Source organism: Trichocoleus sp. FACHB-6 (genome assembly GCF_014695815.1).
Lineage (GTDB): Bacteria > Cyanobacteriota > Cyanobacteriia > Cyanobacteriales > FACHB-T130 > Funiculus > Funiculus sociatus.
In genome coordinates this window covers 1-17,229 of record NZ_JACJOY010000020.1, presented here as the reverse complement: position 1 = coordinate 17,229, position 17,229 = coordinate 1, and the positions used below count along the sequence as shown (strand labels likewise).

16 protein-coding genes are annotated in these 17,229 nt (G+C 46.0%); 5 read left to right on the top strand and 11 right to left on the bottom strand.

What is annotated here, in order from left to right; all coding sequences use genetic code 11:
- Positions 1-150: 150 nt before the first annotated feature.
- Positions 151-384, top strand: coding sequence for a hypothetical protein (locus H6F66_RS03570; RefSeq protein ID WP_190418279.1), 234 nt, complete (start codon positions 151-153; stop codon positions 382-384).
- Here H6F66_RS03570 and H6F66_RS03565 read toward each other — a convergent pair.
- The 8 genes from H6F66_RS03565 to H6F66_RS03530 form a co-directional block, all read right to left on the bottom strand.
- Entirely contained in the window at positions 362-1,669 is a 1,308-nt protein-coding gene (locus H6F66_RS03565; RefSeq protein WP_190418277.1) for a DUF58 domain-containing protein, read from the bottom strand. The genes H6F66_RS03570 and H6F66_RS03565 overlap by 23 nt on opposite strands.
- A gap of 54 nt (positions 1,670-1,723) precedes the next feature.
- Positions 1,724-2,668: a MoxR family ATPase gene (locus tag H6F66_RS03560; protein WP_190418275.1), complete on the bottom strand. Its 945-nt coding sequence runs from the start codon at positions 2,666-2,668 to the stop codon at positions 1,724-1,726.
- Between the two features lie 104 nt (positions 2,669-2,772).
- Positions 2,773-3,885: a DUF4350 domain-containing protein gene (locus H6F66_RS03555; RefSeq protein WP_190418273.1), complete on the bottom strand. Its 1,113-nt coding sequence runs from the start codon at positions 3,883-3,885 to the stop codon at positions 2,773-2,775.
- Positions 3,882-4,526 (bottom strand): DUF4129 domain-containing protein, encoded by a 645-nt coding sequence (locus H6F66_RS03550; RefSeq protein WP_199313290.1) that lies wholly within the window; start codon positions 4,524-4,526, stop codon positions 3,882-3,884. The genes H6F66_RS03555 and H6F66_RS03550 overlap by 4 nt, the downstream gene beginning before the upstream one ends.
- Before the next feature lie 15 nt (positions 4,527-4,541).
- Positions 4,542-7,046: an EAL domain-containing protein gene (locus H6F66_RS03545; RefSeq protein ID WP_190418271.1), complete on the bottom strand. Its 2,505-nt coding sequence runs from the start codon at positions 7,044-7,046 to the stop codon at positions 4,542-4,544.
- A 186-nt stretch (positions 7,047-7,232) separates the two neighbouring features.
- On the bottom strand, positions 7,233-8,039 hold the full coding sequence (locus H6F66_RS03540) for a FecR family protein (protein WP_199295066.1): 807 nt from the start codon (positions 8,037-8,039) through the stop codon (positions 7,233-7,235).
- A gap of 157 nt (positions 8,040-8,196) precedes the next feature.
- Positions 8,197-8,622, bottom strand: a complete 426-nt coding sequence (locus tag H6F66_RS03535; RefSeq protein WP_190418259.1) for a hypothetical protein — start codon at positions 8,620-8,622, stop codon at positions 8,197-8,199.
- Positions 8,623-8,646: 24 nt separating this feature from the next.
- Complete coding sequence (locus tag H6F66_RS03530; protein WP_190418257.1) at positions 8,647-11,049, bottom strand: bifunctional diguanylate cyclase/phosphodiesterase; 2,403 nt, start codon at positions 11,047-11,049, stop codon at positions 8,647-8,649.
- 260 nt (positions 11,050-11,309) lie between these two features.
- Between H6F66_RS03530 and H6F66_RS03525 the strand changes: the two genes are divergently transcribed.
- The gene (locus tag H6F66_RS03525) at positions 11,310-12,215 is read left to right on the top strand and encodes a sugar ABC transporter permease (RefSeq protein WP_190418281.1); all 906 of its coding nucleotides are present in this window, start codon (positions 11,310-11,312) and stop codon (positions 12,213-12,215) included.
- Positions 12,216-12,236: 21 nt separating this feature from the next.
- Here the strand turns inward: H6F66_RS03525 and H6F66_RS03520 are convergent, their stop codons facing one another.
- Together H6F66_RS03520 and H6F66_RS03515 are read right to left on the bottom strand one after the other, a co-directional pair.
- A complete protein-coding gene (locus H6F66_RS03520) occupies positions 12,237-12,860 on the bottom strand; it encodes an HAD family hydrolase (RefSeq protein ID WP_190418255.1) in 624 nt (207 codons plus the stop codon).
- A gap of 60 nt (positions 12,861-12,920) precedes the next feature.
- Entirely contained in the window at positions 12,921-13,883 is a 963-nt protein-coding gene (locus tag H6F66_RS03515) for a glycosyltransferase family 9 protein (RefSeq protein ID WP_190418253.1), read from the bottom strand.
- A gap of 96 nt (positions 13,884-13,979) precedes the next feature.
- Between H6F66_RS03515 and ispD the strand changes: the two genes are divergently transcribed.
- Positions 13,980-14,666 carry a 2-C-methyl-D-erythritol 4-phosphate cytidylyltransferase gene (gene ispD, locus H6F66_RS03510; RefSeq protein WP_190418252.1) on the top strand — a complete coding sequence of 229 codons (687 nt, stop codon included), beginning with the start codon at positions 13,980-13,982 and terminating at the stop codon, positions 14,664-14,666.
- Here the strand turns inward: ispD and H6F66_RS03505 are convergent.
- Positions 14,652-14,855 (bottom strand): hypothetical protein, encoded by a 204-nt coding sequence (locus tag H6F66_RS03505; RefSeq protein ID WP_190418251.1) that lies wholly within the window; start codon positions 14,853-14,855, stop codon positions 14,652-14,654. The two genes, ispD and H6F66_RS03505, sit on opposite strands and share 15 nt — an antisense overlap.
- 338 nt (positions 14,856-15,193) lie before the next feature.
- Between H6F66_RS03505 and H6F66_RS03500 the strand changes: the two genes are divergently transcribed.
- Together H6F66_RS03500 and nfi are read left to right on the top strand one after the other, a co-directional pair.
- Positions 15,194-16,189, top strand: a complete 996-nt coding sequence (locus H6F66_RS03500; protein ID WP_190418250.1) for a glycosyltransferase — start codon at positions 15,194-15,196, stop codon at positions 16,187-16,189.
- Positions 16,186-16,848: a deoxyribonuclease V gene (nfi, locus tag H6F66_RS03495; RefSeq protein ID WP_190418248.1), complete on the top strand. Its 663-nt coding sequence runs from the start codon at positions 16,186-16,188 to the stop codon at positions 16,846-16,848. Before H6F66_RS03500 ends, nfi begins: the two co-directional genes overlap by 4 nt.
- Positions 16,849-17,229 lie beyond the last annotated feature (381 nt).

The following is a 17,229-nucleotide window of genomic DNA, read 5'->3' as shown; positions in this document are numbered from 1 at the left end:
TTATGAGTTATTGCCAGAAACATCGGAGACTTTTATTTATCTGGCAATGATCCGTATCATGGTCAGGCGGTTGGCATAATATTTAACCCCTCACCACTTTTCAAACATCCTCTTAAATAGGATTGCTATAGAAGGTCATAAATTAAAGCTATGCTTCCAAGCATCAGCTTTCCAGCGGAAAATACATTACATAGCAATTCTAATTTATTTGTAAAATCTTCTTCTTTTTCTCTTTCCTTTGTGTACTTCGAGCCTAAAGCGCTACAGAAAGAAAATTTAATAAACCGCGTTGGCGGAGCCTGGGCGTTAGCGCTTAGACGCAAAGGACGTGAAGAGAAGAAACAGAAGGATTGCTATGGTATTACAACTGATTACGGGCCTTGAGTTGCAGATAGCGGTCTACGAGTTGTTCGCTGATTTGATTGGCGGGTGCATCCAACACTAAAACGCCTTTTTGCTTGAGTTGGGCAAAAGCTACTTGGCGCTGGGCGAGTAAATCTAGGGCGACAGCACGAGTATAAGTAGCTTCAACTTGTTGGGTGGGGGTGTGCGCCAGTCGGTCAACTTGGGGATCGCGCAGAGTGACGCAAAAAGGTAAGTAGCGGGGCGTGAGGCGACTTAGTGCAGCAAGCAGTTCAGCGGAAGCGGTGACATCAACTATGTCTGTAATTAGAACTACCAAAGCGCGACGAGTTTGCTGAGTTACCAATTTTGTTACAGCACCAACATAGTCGGGTTCTAACAACACTGGTTGAATGGGGGTAAGACGTTCAGTTAGTTTGGATAGCTGATGCTGACCTCGTTCCGGGGAAATCCAGGTAATTATTTCGCGGTCAAAAACGCCGACTCCCACTTTGTCGCCTCGATTTAACCCAGCTAGTGCTAGGGAGAGAGTGCTATTTACTCCCCAATCAAAACGCTTCAAACCCTCTACTCGTGCCGTCATCAAGCGTCCCCGATCGAGTAAAATAATCAGAGTTTGCTCCCGTTCTGGTTCCAAGACGCGCATCAGTGGACGACTGCGGCGGGCGGTTGCTTTCCAATCAATTAAGCGGGTGTCGTCACCGATACCATATTCTCGCAGTTCGACGAATTCAGTACCCATACCGAAGCGTCGGGATTGGCGCATTGTGCCAGTGTTTTCTAGGGTGAGACGAATTGAAAGCGATCGCAACCCCACTAAGTCTGGATAAACTGCGACTTTCTGACTTTCCAGAATCTTCCAGTCGCGCCAAACTAAACCCCAAGGACTCAGCTGGCGGACTTGAATATCTCCCCAGACAAACTCACCCCGACTATCTGGACGCACAGTATAAGTTAGTTCCTGGGTGCTGTTGGGGTCGATTGTTGTTTCTAGGATTGGTTTAGAAACCTGAAACTCTAACGGATAGTAGTCGCGCAAGCGGATTTTAGCCGACTGCTTCCCCGATTGCACCCATAAAACAACCGGATTATCCCGCCCAATCGAAAGTCGCTGTAAGGGATAGCGCGTCACTTTTACAGCGTTCGACTTCACCCGTTGTCCGTCCCAGACAGCTAGAAGTAATATCAAAATATCGAATAGCAGGGTGATAAGAATGCTGGTTTTTTCGTCCCAAATGATAGCTAGTATGATAGCGATCGCAATTCCTAGCAGCAATAGAAAATAGAGGCGTTGTGAAGGAATCATAAAACCTCGCAAGATGTGTCACCTTCCCAAGCGATCGCCTGGAAAAGTTAATATTTACCTTGGTACTGATACTTGATTGAGTAGCGACGCAATTACCGAGTCAATCTGTATTCCATCCAACTGCGCCTCTGGTTTCAGGATCAGGCGGTGACGCAAAAGCGGCGACGCAACTACCTTCACATCATCAGGAGTGACATAATTTCGCCCTGCTAACCAAGCTTGCGCCTTACTTGTTTGCAACCAAGCTACAGCCGATCTAGGGGAAGCCCCTAAGGTGATATCGGGATGTTTGCGCGATCGCTGCACCAAAGACAACAAGTAATCTAATATATTATCTTCCACTTTGACAGCTTGAACAGCTTGACGAGCGCTAATAATTTGCTCTACTGTTGCTAGTTTCAGAGAAGGTAATTCTATCGCCTTTGAGCGAAACCCGGCTTGAACATTCAGCAACATTTGCTTTTCTGCTGCGGTATCTGGGTAATCTACAACAAGTTTAAATAAAAATCGGTCTAATTGCGCTTCTGGCAGAGGATAAGTTCCTTCAAATTCTAGAGAATTTTGGGTAGCAATCACCCAAAATAGCTCAGACAGCCGCAAAGTTTCCCCATCTAGCGTCACCTGCTGTTCTTCCATTGCTTCTAACAGCGCTGCTTGGGTTTTTGGTGGTGTGCGGTTAATTTCATCTGCCAGCAAAACCTGGGTAAAAACTGGGCCTTTTTTCAAGGTAAAACTGCGGCTATTTATGTCAAAAATATTCGTTCCTAAAATATCTGATGGCAAAATATCCGGTGTTAGCTGAATCCGGCGAAAATCTGCTTGGATCAACTTTGCCAGCACTTTTACCAGTAGGGTTTTCCCCGTTCCTGGTACTCCCTCGATAATTACGTGTCCCCCACTTAGCAGCGCTATTAGTAACTGCTGTATCAAGGAAGATTGACCGACAATTATTTTATCTAAAGTTTGACCCAGGCGGGTAAATATAGTGGTTTCGTTCATAATTTATTTGTTAATAATTTTCCCCATTTTTTTAAGATTGTAGGATGCTTCGTAAGCGTAACCCACTCTACTAAATAAAATTGCATTTTGTTGGCTCCATGCTCCTAAGATGGAAGGCGACGACGAATTTGCTCCCATTTTTCTAACCAAGCTAACAATTTTAACTCGCTCATTTTAGATTTTCGCGAATGCGAATTTAGCAATGATTCCAGTTCTGTCGCCGGATGTCCGGTTTGCTGCACCCAAGCGTCTATAAGAGATTGATGGTCGAGGGGAACCTGTCCTAATCCTAAAGCTTTTTGCAGTTGTAGCTGTTCTTCTTTGCCTACCACCTCGACAACAAACTCAGTGCTATTAGCTTTTTGCAAGACACCTGCTAATGCTTGGATGTAAGCAACGCTATTGTCTATTACTGGTGCTGACAAAGTGAGAGGTTGTCCAAAACGACGATTACCAGCCCAGATGGCGACGAGTAGGAGGATGAATGCTGGTATTAAAGCTGGAAATAAAGGAGTTTTTGTGAAATAAATAATTATATTTTCCCCTTGTTCCCGCTTGATTACTTCTGCATCTTTGTAACCGTGGAGATATTCATCTACTAACAGCTGGTTGGGAATTGATAATTTCTTCGTTTCTCCCGATTCGGTAACAATTTGTGCTAGAAATTCATAGTTACTTTTGAAGTCTTGATAAGCGTTAGCGGCTAGATGGGGTGTAGTGGCGTAAACGACCTTTCCTTTGCCGATACTTTCTTCCCAGACAATGGCACCAAAGCGATCGCTTAAAAGTCCTTCTGCATCTATTTTTCTTCGCCGCGTGTCAATCTTTATGATTCCCTGCGGACTATTATGGCGGGTACTAAAAGCGGCTTCTGTAACTGGATGCCGGATTCCTAAAAGCACCAAAGTATTACCTTTGTCAACCCATTCTCGCTCTTTTTTGGAAATTGGCGCTTCCAGCTGGCTGTAGACGCGCAACAAGGTAATGGGAGGTTTCGCCTCGCTATCAACTAAATCCTCAAAGGGTTTTTGCCAGCGCTGGATAGGGCTTCCCCGTTCTGACATGAAAGCGTACCAAGCGCCATAGCCAGCGGGGTCACGGGCATAAGTAGAACCGCTTTGCTGCTGATTATTGGCAGGAGCAGCTAGAAAAGTTATCAGGATTATTGCGCCAATAGCGATCGCTCCGAATATCCATAATCGCCGCTTTGATTTCATAATGTCTCAATTTCCCGATAAGCTTGCTGGCACTTGTCAAAGACTGAGCGCGAAGCTTCCCCATTTCCAAAACATAGCTGCTGGTGCGTCATCAGCAATATTTTATAGGGGTTTTGCTGAGGTAAATTTTGGATTAATTTCAGATATTCCCCATCTGTTCGACTGGGTTGGTGAGGGACAATTCCAGTGTCACTTAATCGTTGCAACATAGCCATATATAAACACAGACAGGCTTCGCGGTAGTTGCCTTGCTGCTGGAATTTTTGCGATCGCTCTAACCAACGAGCAAGGGACAATTCATTTTCTGACCTTTTTGTAGTCGCATCTGACTGCTTCGGTTGGGTTCTAGTAGGATAAAAATAAGGACGCAACATTTGGCCAATCTGCCAAATAGCCCAAATTAAGAATAAACCCAGTAGCGTCCAAAAGGCGACTTTAGCAATTGTCTGTAAGATAGGAGAATTCAACCAAGATGGCAGGGACATCTTATTTAAGCCGGGAAAATTTATCGTTTCTCCCCACTCCTGAATTCGTTGTTGCAGCTGCTGTACCTGCCAACTAAAACTATTCTTCTCAAAGGAACCTGTAGGCATAAGTTTATTTATATCCGTGTAGCAAGCAACATTCTGTAAGTCGGACAATGCCCACCTTACTTACTACTGAAACTGTGACACCAACAACGCTTCAGCAGCCATAGCGTCCACAGGTTTAGAGAAAAAGTATCCCTGCCCATAGTCACATTGCAGCTGCTTAAGCTGAAATAACTGATCTGCGGTTTCCACGCCTTCAGCAACAACATCCAACCCTAAATTACGAGCCAGCATAATAATTGTTCGTACAATCTCCCATTTATCCGTCTCATCGCTTCTGGAATTAACAAAAGAACGGTCAATTTTTAAGATATCAATAGGCAGGCGATGCAGACGATCTAAGGATGAGTAACCAGTGCCAAAGTCATCAATTGCTAGTTTAATCCCCAAAGCTTTCAACTGCTCAAAATGCGCGATCGCTTTCTCGGCATTCTCCAGCAAGCAGGTTTCGGTAATTTCTAGCTTCAAACTGCTACTCTCCAAGCCAGTATCCCGAATAATTTCGTCTATCCGTTCAACCATATCAGATTGGTCAAACTGCCTGCTAGAGAGATTAATCCCAATCGTCAGGGGATTATTACTAGAAAATTGCTTTTGCCAAGCACGCACCTGACGACAAGCTTCGCCCATTACCCACCAATCTAGATGAGCAATTAGTCCAGTTTCTTCTGCTACTGGGATAAAGTCGCCTGGGTAAACTATACCCCGCCTTGGGTGCTGCCAGCGCACCAGCGCCTCAAACCCGGTGATTTTACCTGTAGAGAGAGAGACAATGGGCTGATAATATACTATAAATTCACTAATTGTTGATGGCGTATTGATTAAAGCGCCTATTGCCAACCGCAAATCAGTTTCTAATTGCAAAAGCGCGATCGCATCTTTTTGCACACTCGCGTCAAACACTACATAACGCCCTCCACCTTGCGCTTTTGCTTGATACAACGCAATATCAGCATCGCGCAAAAGGTCGCATTTACTATTCTCCTCCTGTCCTACGCTGCTATTTACGGCAATACCAATGCTTGTGGTGACAAATATCTCATATCCGTTGAGGTGAAATGGTGCTGCTAGTGCAGAGTTGATATCCTCAGCTACGCGGGTAGCATCGCTTAAGTCGTGGATATCTTCAAGCAGGATGGTGAATTCGTCTCCACCAAGACGCGCCACTGTATCGATTGGGCGCATAATGCTACATAGCCTGTGAGCGATCGCTACTAGCAGTTGATCTCCTACCGTATGCCCTAAGCTCTCGTTGATTACTTTAAACCGATCCAGATCCAGTAAACAAACGGCAAATAAATCATCCTCCCACTCCTGGGAACGTTCTACAGCCAGCTGCAAACGCTCCTGAAATAATGCACGATTTGGTAAACCTGTCAAGGAATCGTAAAGCCGTCTTTGCTGCTGCTGCCCTTCGATACGTTGCAGCTGGGCTTTCATCTTCAGCCGCTCTTGGACGCTCAAACTAATTGCGGTTAAACCAAATAATACCAAAGGGGTTGCTATCGGTATCAAGTAACCGGTGTGCAACAGCAGTAAACTCAGCATCACCCAGCCGCTACAAAGACTTGCAACTGCGATTACTTGTTGTTTAGCATTCCAGACGCTGAGAGAGCAGTTCAAGACTAGCCCGCCCAACAGCAGGTAAACCAGCAGCGATCGCTCATCTATAATTTGCAGATAGTTTTGTTGCAAAATATTATTAACAACCGCTGCGTGAAGGTGAACGCCACTCGCTGGGGGATGACCGTCAAACGGTGTATTTATCGGGTCAAGACCAATTGCTGTGGCACCCACCAAAACAATTTTGCCTTTAAAGACACTCGCAGGCACTTTGCCCTGAAGTACAGCAGCAAAGGAATATTGCGGAATCTGACGCATCGACCCCTGCCAATTCACCCACAAGGGTCGATTCATATCTGGTAGTTTCACCGACTCTTTAGTAAGTGCATAAACCCGAAGGCCCGTAATCCCTAAAATCGGCACGCCTTGGGCTTGCGGGCTGACTTTGCGAGTTATGCCATCAGTGTCTGGACTGTTTGAAACATGACCCAAAGCGATCGCGCTTTCTCTTAGCACTGGCGTGGGACGCAAAGCAGCACCAGTAGCGTCCCACCCCTGCGCCAATACTACCCGACCTTGCCGCAGCATCGCCGCCGCCAATTGTCCATCATCCGGACTACTTTCCGGCATCAGCACATCCATAACCACCACACTCGCTTCTGCCGAAGACAATTTATTTACTAACTTGGTGTATTGCTTGCGAGGCCAGGGAAAGCGACCCAGTTCCCTTAAGCTGGCATCATCAATGACAATTAATGCCACCCGTTCATCCCAATTAATTGACCCTCGGAGGTGGAATAAACCACGGTAGGCAATTTGTTCTAATGGTTGCCAAATACCCAGAACAGAACCACCAGCGACAGATAGAGTAGCGATCGCACCCCCAAGCGATCGCCACCACCATTTTTTTACTGAGTCAGGATTTTCATCACCCAACTCACTTTTGTTTAAAAAATGTGGCTGTCTAGGAGAGGTTTTCTCCCCCATATCGCGATCTTCTGATGCCATTAGTAACAACCCTAAAAATTTATTCTCGTTCCTTGGCTGCGGCCTGGGAATGCAAAATGTGAGGCGACCACCTCACATTTTGCGTAACTTTTTATATTGTGAGGGTGGAGACACAACCTTCAATAATCCTTCCTTCAGACTTACGCCTGAAAACCAGTAAATAACTTACAATCTGATTTCCTTTCTTTAAGGCACTGCCAATTCATACACCTGTCGCTTTCCCAAAGGTGTTGTCACAACAGCCTCTATACGACGATCAAAAGGTATTGGCACCTTCACATCAAACTGCCCGTTCAAGTTTGTAGTTACAGGAGTATCAGCAATACTCACCAGATTCGTCGCCTCCACCTTACCTGTAATGCGTGCCATCTGGTTAGCCTCTGTCGTCAGCAATTGAAGTTTCAAACTCGCATCCCCAACATCCCCAGTCAGAGCAACCGGAGCTGAAGGCGCTTGACCAGGTATCATCAATATTGAGTACCCAGCGCCTACTAAGACACCTTTTCCTTGAGAGATGGTGAGAACCTTACCCTCGCGGGTTGCTACCCCTGTTTTGCCATCAGGATGAACAATTACACCAAATTCAGTTCCGCGCACCGCACTGACACCAGCCGGAGTCTGAATTTCGAGTTGCGAACCCGGATTAGTAAATGGTAACAATCGCAAGCGGACTTGTCCGCCTGTTACTTGCAGGCGCGTCACTCGCCCTCCGTCCGCTGTACTGTGTAACTCTTGGATCCGCACCGTTGTTTTTTCGGAAACATTTATAACACCCATTTCCGTGTCTACAGCGATAACAGCACTAGATTTGGCACCAGTTTCAATAGCATCGCCAACATTCTGAAGTCGCGTACCAAGCCTAGCCGCAAAAGATTTACTTCCTTGATAATAAATTACATTACCGATCATTTGTCGGACTTCCAACCAGCGATTAACTCGTATTTCTTGGATGGCAAAACTTGGTTTTTGGACACCTAAAAAATTAGAAGTCAAGCATATTAATGCAAAATAAATAAAACTATTTATTTTCGGCTGCTTGGAATGCGGTTGAAAAATAAAATTTAAAAAGGACAAATTCATAAAATTTTAGCTGTAGGTCTACCCTAATCAGAATGTCTTTTATAAAGTGAAGACGCAATGCCTCCCCCCCCTATAGGTTACAAGGTACTGGTAGATAAGCAACTCGTGCGTCTAGGTTGTACTGTCGCAGGGTAAGACTCAAAATTTCTGCTGGCGCTCTGTCAGAAAAAGAGCCAGCTTGGATATATAATCCCAGGGGTGAATTGGTTAAAAATGCAGATGGAGCATACTGCTGCACTTTTTCGAGAATCTGGGGATTGGAGGAGGGAATCGCAACTACATAGGGATTTTCACAAGGCTGTCCCAGAACAGTCACGCCGTCTTCCGTCTGAGGTTGGATAATAGGTTCAAGATTAAGATTTTGAGAACGGGAAGGTTTACTTACCAGCCAGCTCACAGATAGAAAAATCAAAGCTTGCAGTAACCCAAGCAAGGTTGGTTTCAACGGCTGCATCGTGGCGCTGACATCGCGGTGCGACTCTTTGGTAATAAACAACTCACAGCAGTTTTACACAGATTCTTAGAAATTAGCAATTAGCTGACAGCTGTTTATTAAAGCTCCAACTGATTCTGCGTCCATCGGCTCAAAGAAATAGTTTCCCTGACCATATTCGCACTTCATCTGCTGGAGTTCAGCCAGCTCTTGGGCTGTTTCTATGCCTTGGGCGATCGCGCTCATCCCCAGATTGTGAGCCAGCATTACAATTGCCTGTACAATTGGCAGCCTATACTCAGTATTCCAATTGCTTTTTTCTCTGAAGGGATTTTCGCGGGTACGCTTGTCTGTTGCCAATAACGAACGGTCAAACTTGAGAGCATCGACAGTAAATTGATGCAACTGACTCAAGCAAGAATAACCTTTGCCGAAGTCATCAATGCAGACTATAATATTACGTTTTTTTAACTGCGCTACAATTTGTGGTGCAGATTCGCCATTTTCCAGCAAGCAACTTTCAGGAATTTCTAGATGTAAACTACTTCCTTCGAGATTCATTTCCTGAAGCGCTTGGTCAATTTGCGATAGCAAGTCTGGTTGCAAAAACTGCTTTTTAAACAGATTCACATGAAGAGTTAATTTTTGCTCATGGCATTCCTGCTGCCATGAAATTAGTTGACGACAGGCTTGGCGGAGCATCCACCAGCCAATCGGGATCATTAATTCTGTTTCTTGGGCAATTGGCATAAACTCGGCAGTGGGTACGAAGCCTTTGAGGGGATGCCAAAGCATTAAAAGCGCCTCGAAGCCTGTAATCTTTCCACTAGAAAGCGATACGATTGGCTGATACTGGATTTGAAATTCTTGATTTTCAATTGCCCGCCGTAGATCGGTTTCTAACTGCAACATGGGAAGAGTGCTTTGGTGCATGGTTTTGTCAAACACCTCATAGCGTCCTTTCCCCAACGCTTTAGCACGATATAAAGCTTTATCGGCATCGCGCAAAAGGTCATCTTCAGTGCTGGAGATTGGGAATTGGGGATTGGGGATTGGGGATTGGGGATTGGGGATTGGGGATTGGGGATTGGGGATTTCCTTGTACCCAGTCCCTTGTCCCTCAGTCCCTTGTACCCAGTCCCTTGTACCCAGTCCCCAGTCCCTTACCTCCTCTTCGTCTCTCCGGTTGAGGGCAATACCAATGCTGGCGGCGGTGAAAACTGTGTGTCCGTCTATGTGGAAAGGGGATGTGAGTTCTGCGTTAATTCTCTGGGCGACACTGGTGGCGTGACTAACATCTTCAATGCCTTCTAGGAGGATGGTAAATTCGTCTCCTCCCAAACGGGCTACGGTATCTTGGGTGCGGATGCAGGTTTCTAGACGGCGAGCCAGGGCTACCAATAATTTATCGCCAACCAGGTGTCCCAAACTGTCGTTCACCAGTTTGAAGCGATCTAAATCCAAAAATAACACAGCAAAACAATAGTCTTTAAACTGTTTAGCTCGCTCCACCGCCTGACTCAAGCGTTCCCTGAACAAAGCTCGGTTAGGCAACCCTGTCAAAGCATCGTAAAATGCCCGTTCTCGCAGCTGCTCTTTAACTCGCTTGCGCTCGGTAACGTCTTCCACCCTGCCTTCATAGTAAAGCAACCTGCCTTCGCGATCGCGCACAGCACGGGCATTTTCCGAAATCCAAATTACACTACCGTCTTTTCGATATACAGCCGACTCGAACCCGGAAACAGCATCGTTTTCTTGCAGCAGGCGGACAAAATATGCCCGACGATTCGGATCGAGGTATAGTTGATGCTCAATATCGGTTAGCCGCGCCATCAGTTGAGCTGGTGACTCATATCCATAAATGCGTGCCAGTGCAGGGTTAGCGCTGATGTAACACCCTTGTGAAGTTGTTTGGAAAATGCCCTCTATTGCATTTTCAAAAATACTGCGATATTTCGCTTCTGCTTGCCGCAAGGCTTCCTCGGCTTGCTTACGCTCGGTGATGTCGATAATAAAGCCTTCTAAATCTAGCAGTTCTCCCGATCCTGAAACCCCACAACCCTGCTCCCAAACCCATTTTTCTAACCCGGAGGCTGTGGTGATGCGGTATATCAGCTGATATTGGCTATTATCTTCCAAAGCAGCTTGTACATCGTTCCATACTGAGGAGCGATCATCAGGATGGATGAGTTGCTCCCAGGAGATTCGCTGGTTTCCAATTAGTTCTATGGGATGATATTCCGTAAGCTGATAGCAGCCCTCGCTGACATCCTCTATTGTCCATTTCTGGTCGTTGCGGCGGCGGTACGCTATGCCTGGTAGGTTTCTCATCAGGGTAGAAAAGGCGCGTCCTACGAGCAATACCGCTTCGCGATCGCTCTCTTTACAGGCATCTTCTCCCTGCAAAGCATTCGTGATATCAAACGGTGTTTCCAGTACCTGTATCTGCTGCTGAAGATCAACTGGTTTTAACCGCTCCACTTCCAACATCTCCCATAAGAATAAAAAATGTAAAGGTGCTAGAATGCTCGTTGGCTAAAATCAGGCTGTAATTTACTATACCTAATTAAACCAACGTTAATGTATATTAAACTACCTTTACCAGCTTTACTAGGCAGACAACAGTAAAATAGACTACACCCTGCTAAACATTAGTTATTGGCTAATGGCTAATGATTAATCGTTCATGGCAATAAACTAATAGCTAATAGCTATTAGCCCATGACTAATGACCAATGACTACTTTTAATATGCTTCATTGGATACCGAAGAATTGGATCGTTAATAAACAACAACTAATTCCATATTTGTTTTTGTTTCCTGCCTTATTAGTCTTGGGCTTGACCGTTTTTTGGCCTGCATTACAGGCATTTTACCTGTCCTTCACCGAGTACACCGATCTAAGTCAACCGCCGCAGTGGGTGGGTTTTAAGAATTTCCGATTGTTGTGGAAAGACGCGGTATTTTGGCAGACTCTCAGAAATACGCTGTTGTATCTTGCTGGTGTGGTGCCAATTTTAGTTATAGCACCTCTGATGCTGGCGATTTTAGTAAACCAAAAGCTACGTGGGATAAGCTGGTTTAGGGCTTTTTATTATACGCCTGTAGTAATTTCAATGGTGGTCGCTGGACTTGCCTGGAAGTGGCTTTATGCGGAAAATGGTTTGCTAAATCAGATGATTAACCAGACACCATTCATCCCGTTTATACAATCCGGGATTCCCTGGCTAACCAGTCCTAAGTGGGCAATTTTTAGTGTGATGGCGGTGACGGTGTGGAAGGGATTAGGTTATTACATGGTGATTTATCTAGCTGGGTTGCAATCTATCCCAGCGGATGTTTATGAAGCGGCGGCGATTGATGGTTCTGATGGTATCAGTAAGCACTGGGACATTACGATTCCGTTGATGAAACCCTATCTGGTGCTGGTAGCTGTGATTTCTGCTATCTCGGCTACTAAGGTTTTTGAAGAAGTTTATATTATGACTCAGGGAGGCCCGTTAAACAGTTCCAAAACGATTGTTTATTACCTCTACGAGCAGGCTTTTCAAGAACTAGAAATGAGCTATGCTTGCACAATTGGATTGGTGCTGTTTTTGGTAATCTTAAGCTTGTCGATTTTGAATTTGAAGCTGACAAATAGAATACCAAATTAAAAACTTTTGTTGGTTCCAGCCTCACAGTTTTCTTTCCTTCTCGTTCCCAGACTGAGCGTGGGAACGAGGATTTTTCAGTATGATGTCAACGGCAGCTGCTAAATCTGGGGCGATGTAATCGGGTTTGGTGTGGTGCTGGTAATCACCAGTGAGGACGCGATCGCCAAAGCCTGTCTGCACTAAAATCCCCGTACAACCAGCATTGTGCGCCATGTCAATATCTGTGGCTTTGTCCCCCACCATAAAGCTACTTGTTATGTCAAGGTCGTGTTCCCAAGCAGCTGCCACCAACATTCCAGTATTTGGCTTGCGCCAGGTACTCCAACGAGTAAATTCTGGATTCGTTCCTCCTTCTTCTGGAGACAGATAAGGGCAGTAATACAAAGCATCTAAATGCGCCCCAGCTTCAGCCTGGAGTAGCTGCGCTAGGCGCAAATGCAGGGCATCAACATGACTAGCCGGATAGTAGCCTCTGGCTGGGCCAGATTGGTTGGAGACGAGACAGCAAAACATCTGTCGATCGTTGAGTTGTCGCACCGCCTGAGCCACACCAGGTATCAGATGCAAATCCTCTACTCGGTGAATATACCCAGCTTCGACATTGAGAACGCCATCCCGATCCAAAAATACTGCCGATCTAGCCATTTGTTTCCAGAATGAACTATAGGAAGAATTAAAAATTTTGCATTTTTAATTTTTAATTCTTTATGTGTTCCAAATTTTATCCAGAACGTCTGCCGGAGCAATGTCAGCTATCCAACGAGTGGGGGATTGCATACCGCGAACGCGATCGCTATCTGGGGGCAGCAATTTCTTCGCTTCGGTCGGGCCAAACAACGCAATCGTGTAAGTCCCAACGGCTACGGCTAAGTGCATCGGCGCACTATCCGTACACAACATTAAATTAGCAGCAGCGATCGTAGCCGCTAACTTCCCGATATCCGGTGGCGAACTCACCTTCAAACCCGGACAGGTTTGCATCAGTTCGCTGACCAACTGCTCATCTTCTGGGCCTTTGAGGATAACAATTGGCAATTCAGGTTGTCGCTGTTGAATATCTTGAATAATCTGCTGCCATTTCTTGGCTGGGTAGATTTTATCAATTCCCTTGGACTGAGCCAAGGCACTAGAACCACCATGAATCAGGATGTAACCAGTTTCATCAATACCCAGCTGTCGCTGTTGTGTTTCTGCCCACTCGATATCTTTTTTAGGCACATTAATCGCTAGTGGCGGACACGGGGAACTTATGCCTACACCTTGCAGCAAGTCGTGGTACATATGGGCGGCATACTGGGATTGCTTCAGGGGTACAGGGTTTGTAAGGAACAAATTGCCTGGGCCACTGTAGCTCACCCTGGTAGTAATGCCAGTCAGCCATAGCAACAAGCCTACACTCCACCGACTCCCCAAAGAGAGGACGATATCATACTCGCGATCGCGGATGACACCGAGTAAATTTCCCCAGTCTGCGGGGCCATTGCTACCCTTAAAATCATAGGCTATGACTTCATCGACAGACTTGCAAACACGGTATGCACCCTTTGCTCTGGGTTCCACAACCACATCTATCTGGGCTTCGGGGTAATTCCGTTTTAGATCGTCCAGTGTAGGGAAAAATAGAATTTGGTCGCCAATTCCGCCGGGAACAAGGGCTAGTATTCTCATCTCGAGTTACTGAGGGTACTTCTGAGCCTAATTTTAAGGGAATATATACCCATAACACCCTACGCCGAAAGAACTAATGGCTAAAACAGGAGAATTATGCACTTATTAATTCCAGCCGCTGGCATGGGGCGGCGGATGGGAAGCGATCGCAACAAACTGCTGCTAATGTTACTGGGTAAACCTTTGATTACCTGGACTCTCCTAGCAGCTGAAGCCTCACGGCACATTAGCTGGATCGGTTTGATTGCTCACCCTGATGACTTCCCTGACTTTAAAGAGATTTTAGCTGAGCTTTCTCTGACTAAGCCTGTGCAGCTGATTGTCGGTGGGACTACACGGCAAGAATCTGTCTATAACGGCTTGCAAGCACTACCAGCTGCTCAGTTAGTATTAATTCATGATGGCGCTCGGTGTCTAGCAACTCCCCAACTGCTAGATCGCTGTGCTGAGGAACTTCTGGAGGTTCCCGGCTTAATTGCTGCTGTGCCTGTGAAAGATACGATCAAGGTAGTGGATGCAACTGGAGTAATTGAGAGTACGCCCAACAGAGAACAGTTGTGGGCGGCGCAAACGCCTCAAGGTTTCAAGGTTGATTTGTTACAACAGTGCCATGCCGAAGCGCGATCGCAACACTGGGAAGTTACAGACGATGCTGCCTTGTTTGAAAAATGCGGTTTGAAAGTACAGATTGTGCAGGGGGAAGAGACGAATCTGAAGGTGACGACCTCGATGGATTTAAGTTTGGCTGAATTTGTTTTGCGTCAGCGCTTAGGGACGATTTGATTTTTCAATGCGATCGCTTTGATTAAATTCCTGCGACATCGATTTGAATTTGTCCTCTTGGGGTTCAAACTTGCTTTGAACCTCGTCCAACTTTTGAGTTATTTTATTAATTCTTTGCTTAACTTTCTGAAAGTCAATATCGCTCCAAACATTTTTTTCTTTGAATTTTCTCATTTTTCTGCTAGGCACCGCTAACCTCCCATCAGTAATTTCAATTTTTTTTAAAACTTGTAAACTAACGTAACACTGGCTGATCCCCGGAACGCTCCATCTTCGGAGATAAATAGGTTCAGGCGAGAGCTGGTATAGCAAGATGCCCTAGTTATAAGAACTTTGCTATTTTAGAACAGCAAGCATCATCAGTTAGAAGACATAGAAAGGAGGTGAGATGCGGGTGCAAACGGCTGAAGATAAAACTACTGCACCAAAAAGTAAAATAGGCATCACCGACTCAACTAAAATTAGTATTTCTTTTGGTTGGTAAATTTCGCCGCCTAAATTTATAAGAAACGGTATTAAAAAACGGCATGAACTCCCGCCCCATGACACAGCCTTTTGGGCCCAAAGTTTCAGTAATAGTCCCAATCTACAATGGTGAAAGGGACTTGTCAGGTTTAATCAGCTGCCTCTTGTCGCAAAGTTATCCAGCCGAGAATGTAGAGTATTTGCTGGTAGACAATAATAGTAGCGATCGCACCCTCAGCCTTCTCCAGTCAGCCGCCGAGTCAGCCGCATCCTCTGGCTGGACAATTCGCCCAATTAGCGAAAACAAAATCCAAAGCTCTTATGCGGCGCGAAATGCTGGAATTCGGGCAGCAACAACTGAGATTTTTGCCTTCACCGATGCCGATTGTCGTCCGGAACCAGATTGGTTAGCAGCCTTAATCCAGCCTTTCGAGAATCCCAATATTGGTATTGTCGTAGGCGAAATTATGGCTTTGCCGGGTAAAACTCTGCTGGAACAACACGCCCAGCGAGAAGATGTTTTGTCCCAGAAACATACTTTAGCTAATACGTTCTGCCCATACGGTCAAACTGCAAACCTAGCAATTCGCAAAAAAGCTTTCCAAGAGGTGGGTTTATTTCGCCCTCACCTGACAACTGGCGGTGATGCTGACATCTGTTGGCGCATCCAGAGGGAAAGCAACTGGCAGCTACATTTTGCCCCTACAGCTATTGTCCGGCATCGCCACCGTTCCACAGTGCCGGAACTCCAAAGCCAATGGCGGCGCTATGGTCGCTCAAATCGCTACTTGCACGAATTGCATGGTGTCAAATTGATGCACGAACCAACTCCCAAGCAATATGCAGTGCGGCTGGGACGGTGGCTGGTGAAGGAATTGCCGATCAAAGGGGCGATGTGCGTCGCTGGCAAAGCCACGCTTGTAGATTTGTTGAGTACCCCGATTGGCTTGATCAATGTCCGCGCTAGGGCAGTTGGGCAAAATCAAGCGAAACTGTCAGAAGAAGCACGAGTAATTGAGTGGCTGGAAAAAAATCAGGATGTCGAAGTTGATCAATGAAAATCCACCAACGTCACGCATGGCCTCTTACAGTTGAAGAAGCGCTGCCTATTCAACAAGAGCTTAGAAAAGAAGTAATCACCTCAGATCAGTTGGAATCGGTGCAGTATGTAGCTGGTGTCGATATGGGCTTTGAGGATTCTTTTAGCATCTCACGCGCAGCTGTTGCCGTTCTCAGTTTTCCAGACTTGGAGCTAAAAGAGCAAGCGATCGCAAAGCGTCCTACTACCTTTCCCTATGTTCCCGGATTCCTCTCGTTTCGAGAAATCCCCGCCGTACTGGACGCCCTAGAGAAACTCGCGATCGCGCCTGACTTGATATTATGTGATGGTCAAGGCATCGCCCATCCCCGTCGCTTTGGGATTGCCTGCCATTTGGGAGTGCTGATAGACGTTCCCACTATTGGCGTAGCGAAATCCTTGCTGGTTGGGAAGCATGAAGAATTGCCTTTAGAACGCGGCAATTGGCAACCTTTAGTGCATCGCCATGAAACAATCGGCGCAGTCTTGCGGACTCGCAAAGGCGTTAAACCAGTTTATGTCTCTAGCGGACATCGAGTAAGCTTGACAACGGCAATAGATTATGTGATGCGTTGTACGCCGAAATATCGTTTGCCAGAGACAACCCGCTGGGCTGATAAATTGGCATCGAATAGGTAGGGATTGGGGATTGGGGATTGGGGAGCCTTCTGCTGAAGTTCGGTAGGGTGCAATGGGACTGATTTAAGAGCCGGGAAATAAATTTCCGGCTTAAAGCTAAAACCTGTTAAAACAGGTTGAAATTAATAGCATTTCAGTCCGTTTGAACGGACTTGAGCTTTCAGCCCGAACTTTAGTTCAGGGCTTGAGCTTCGGTAGGGTATGTTAGCAGTCTAGCCAAGGGATTTGCAATTTAAGGAATCCACGATCCTAAATTAACCGGATTTAATATAGAACCCATTTGACATCTTTTACTATCTTGAAGTACAGTTACCGCAAAAGCCGTATCCAGCAGTCATGCCGTACTCTAGCAGCCTAACAGACGAAGAGTGGGAAATCCTT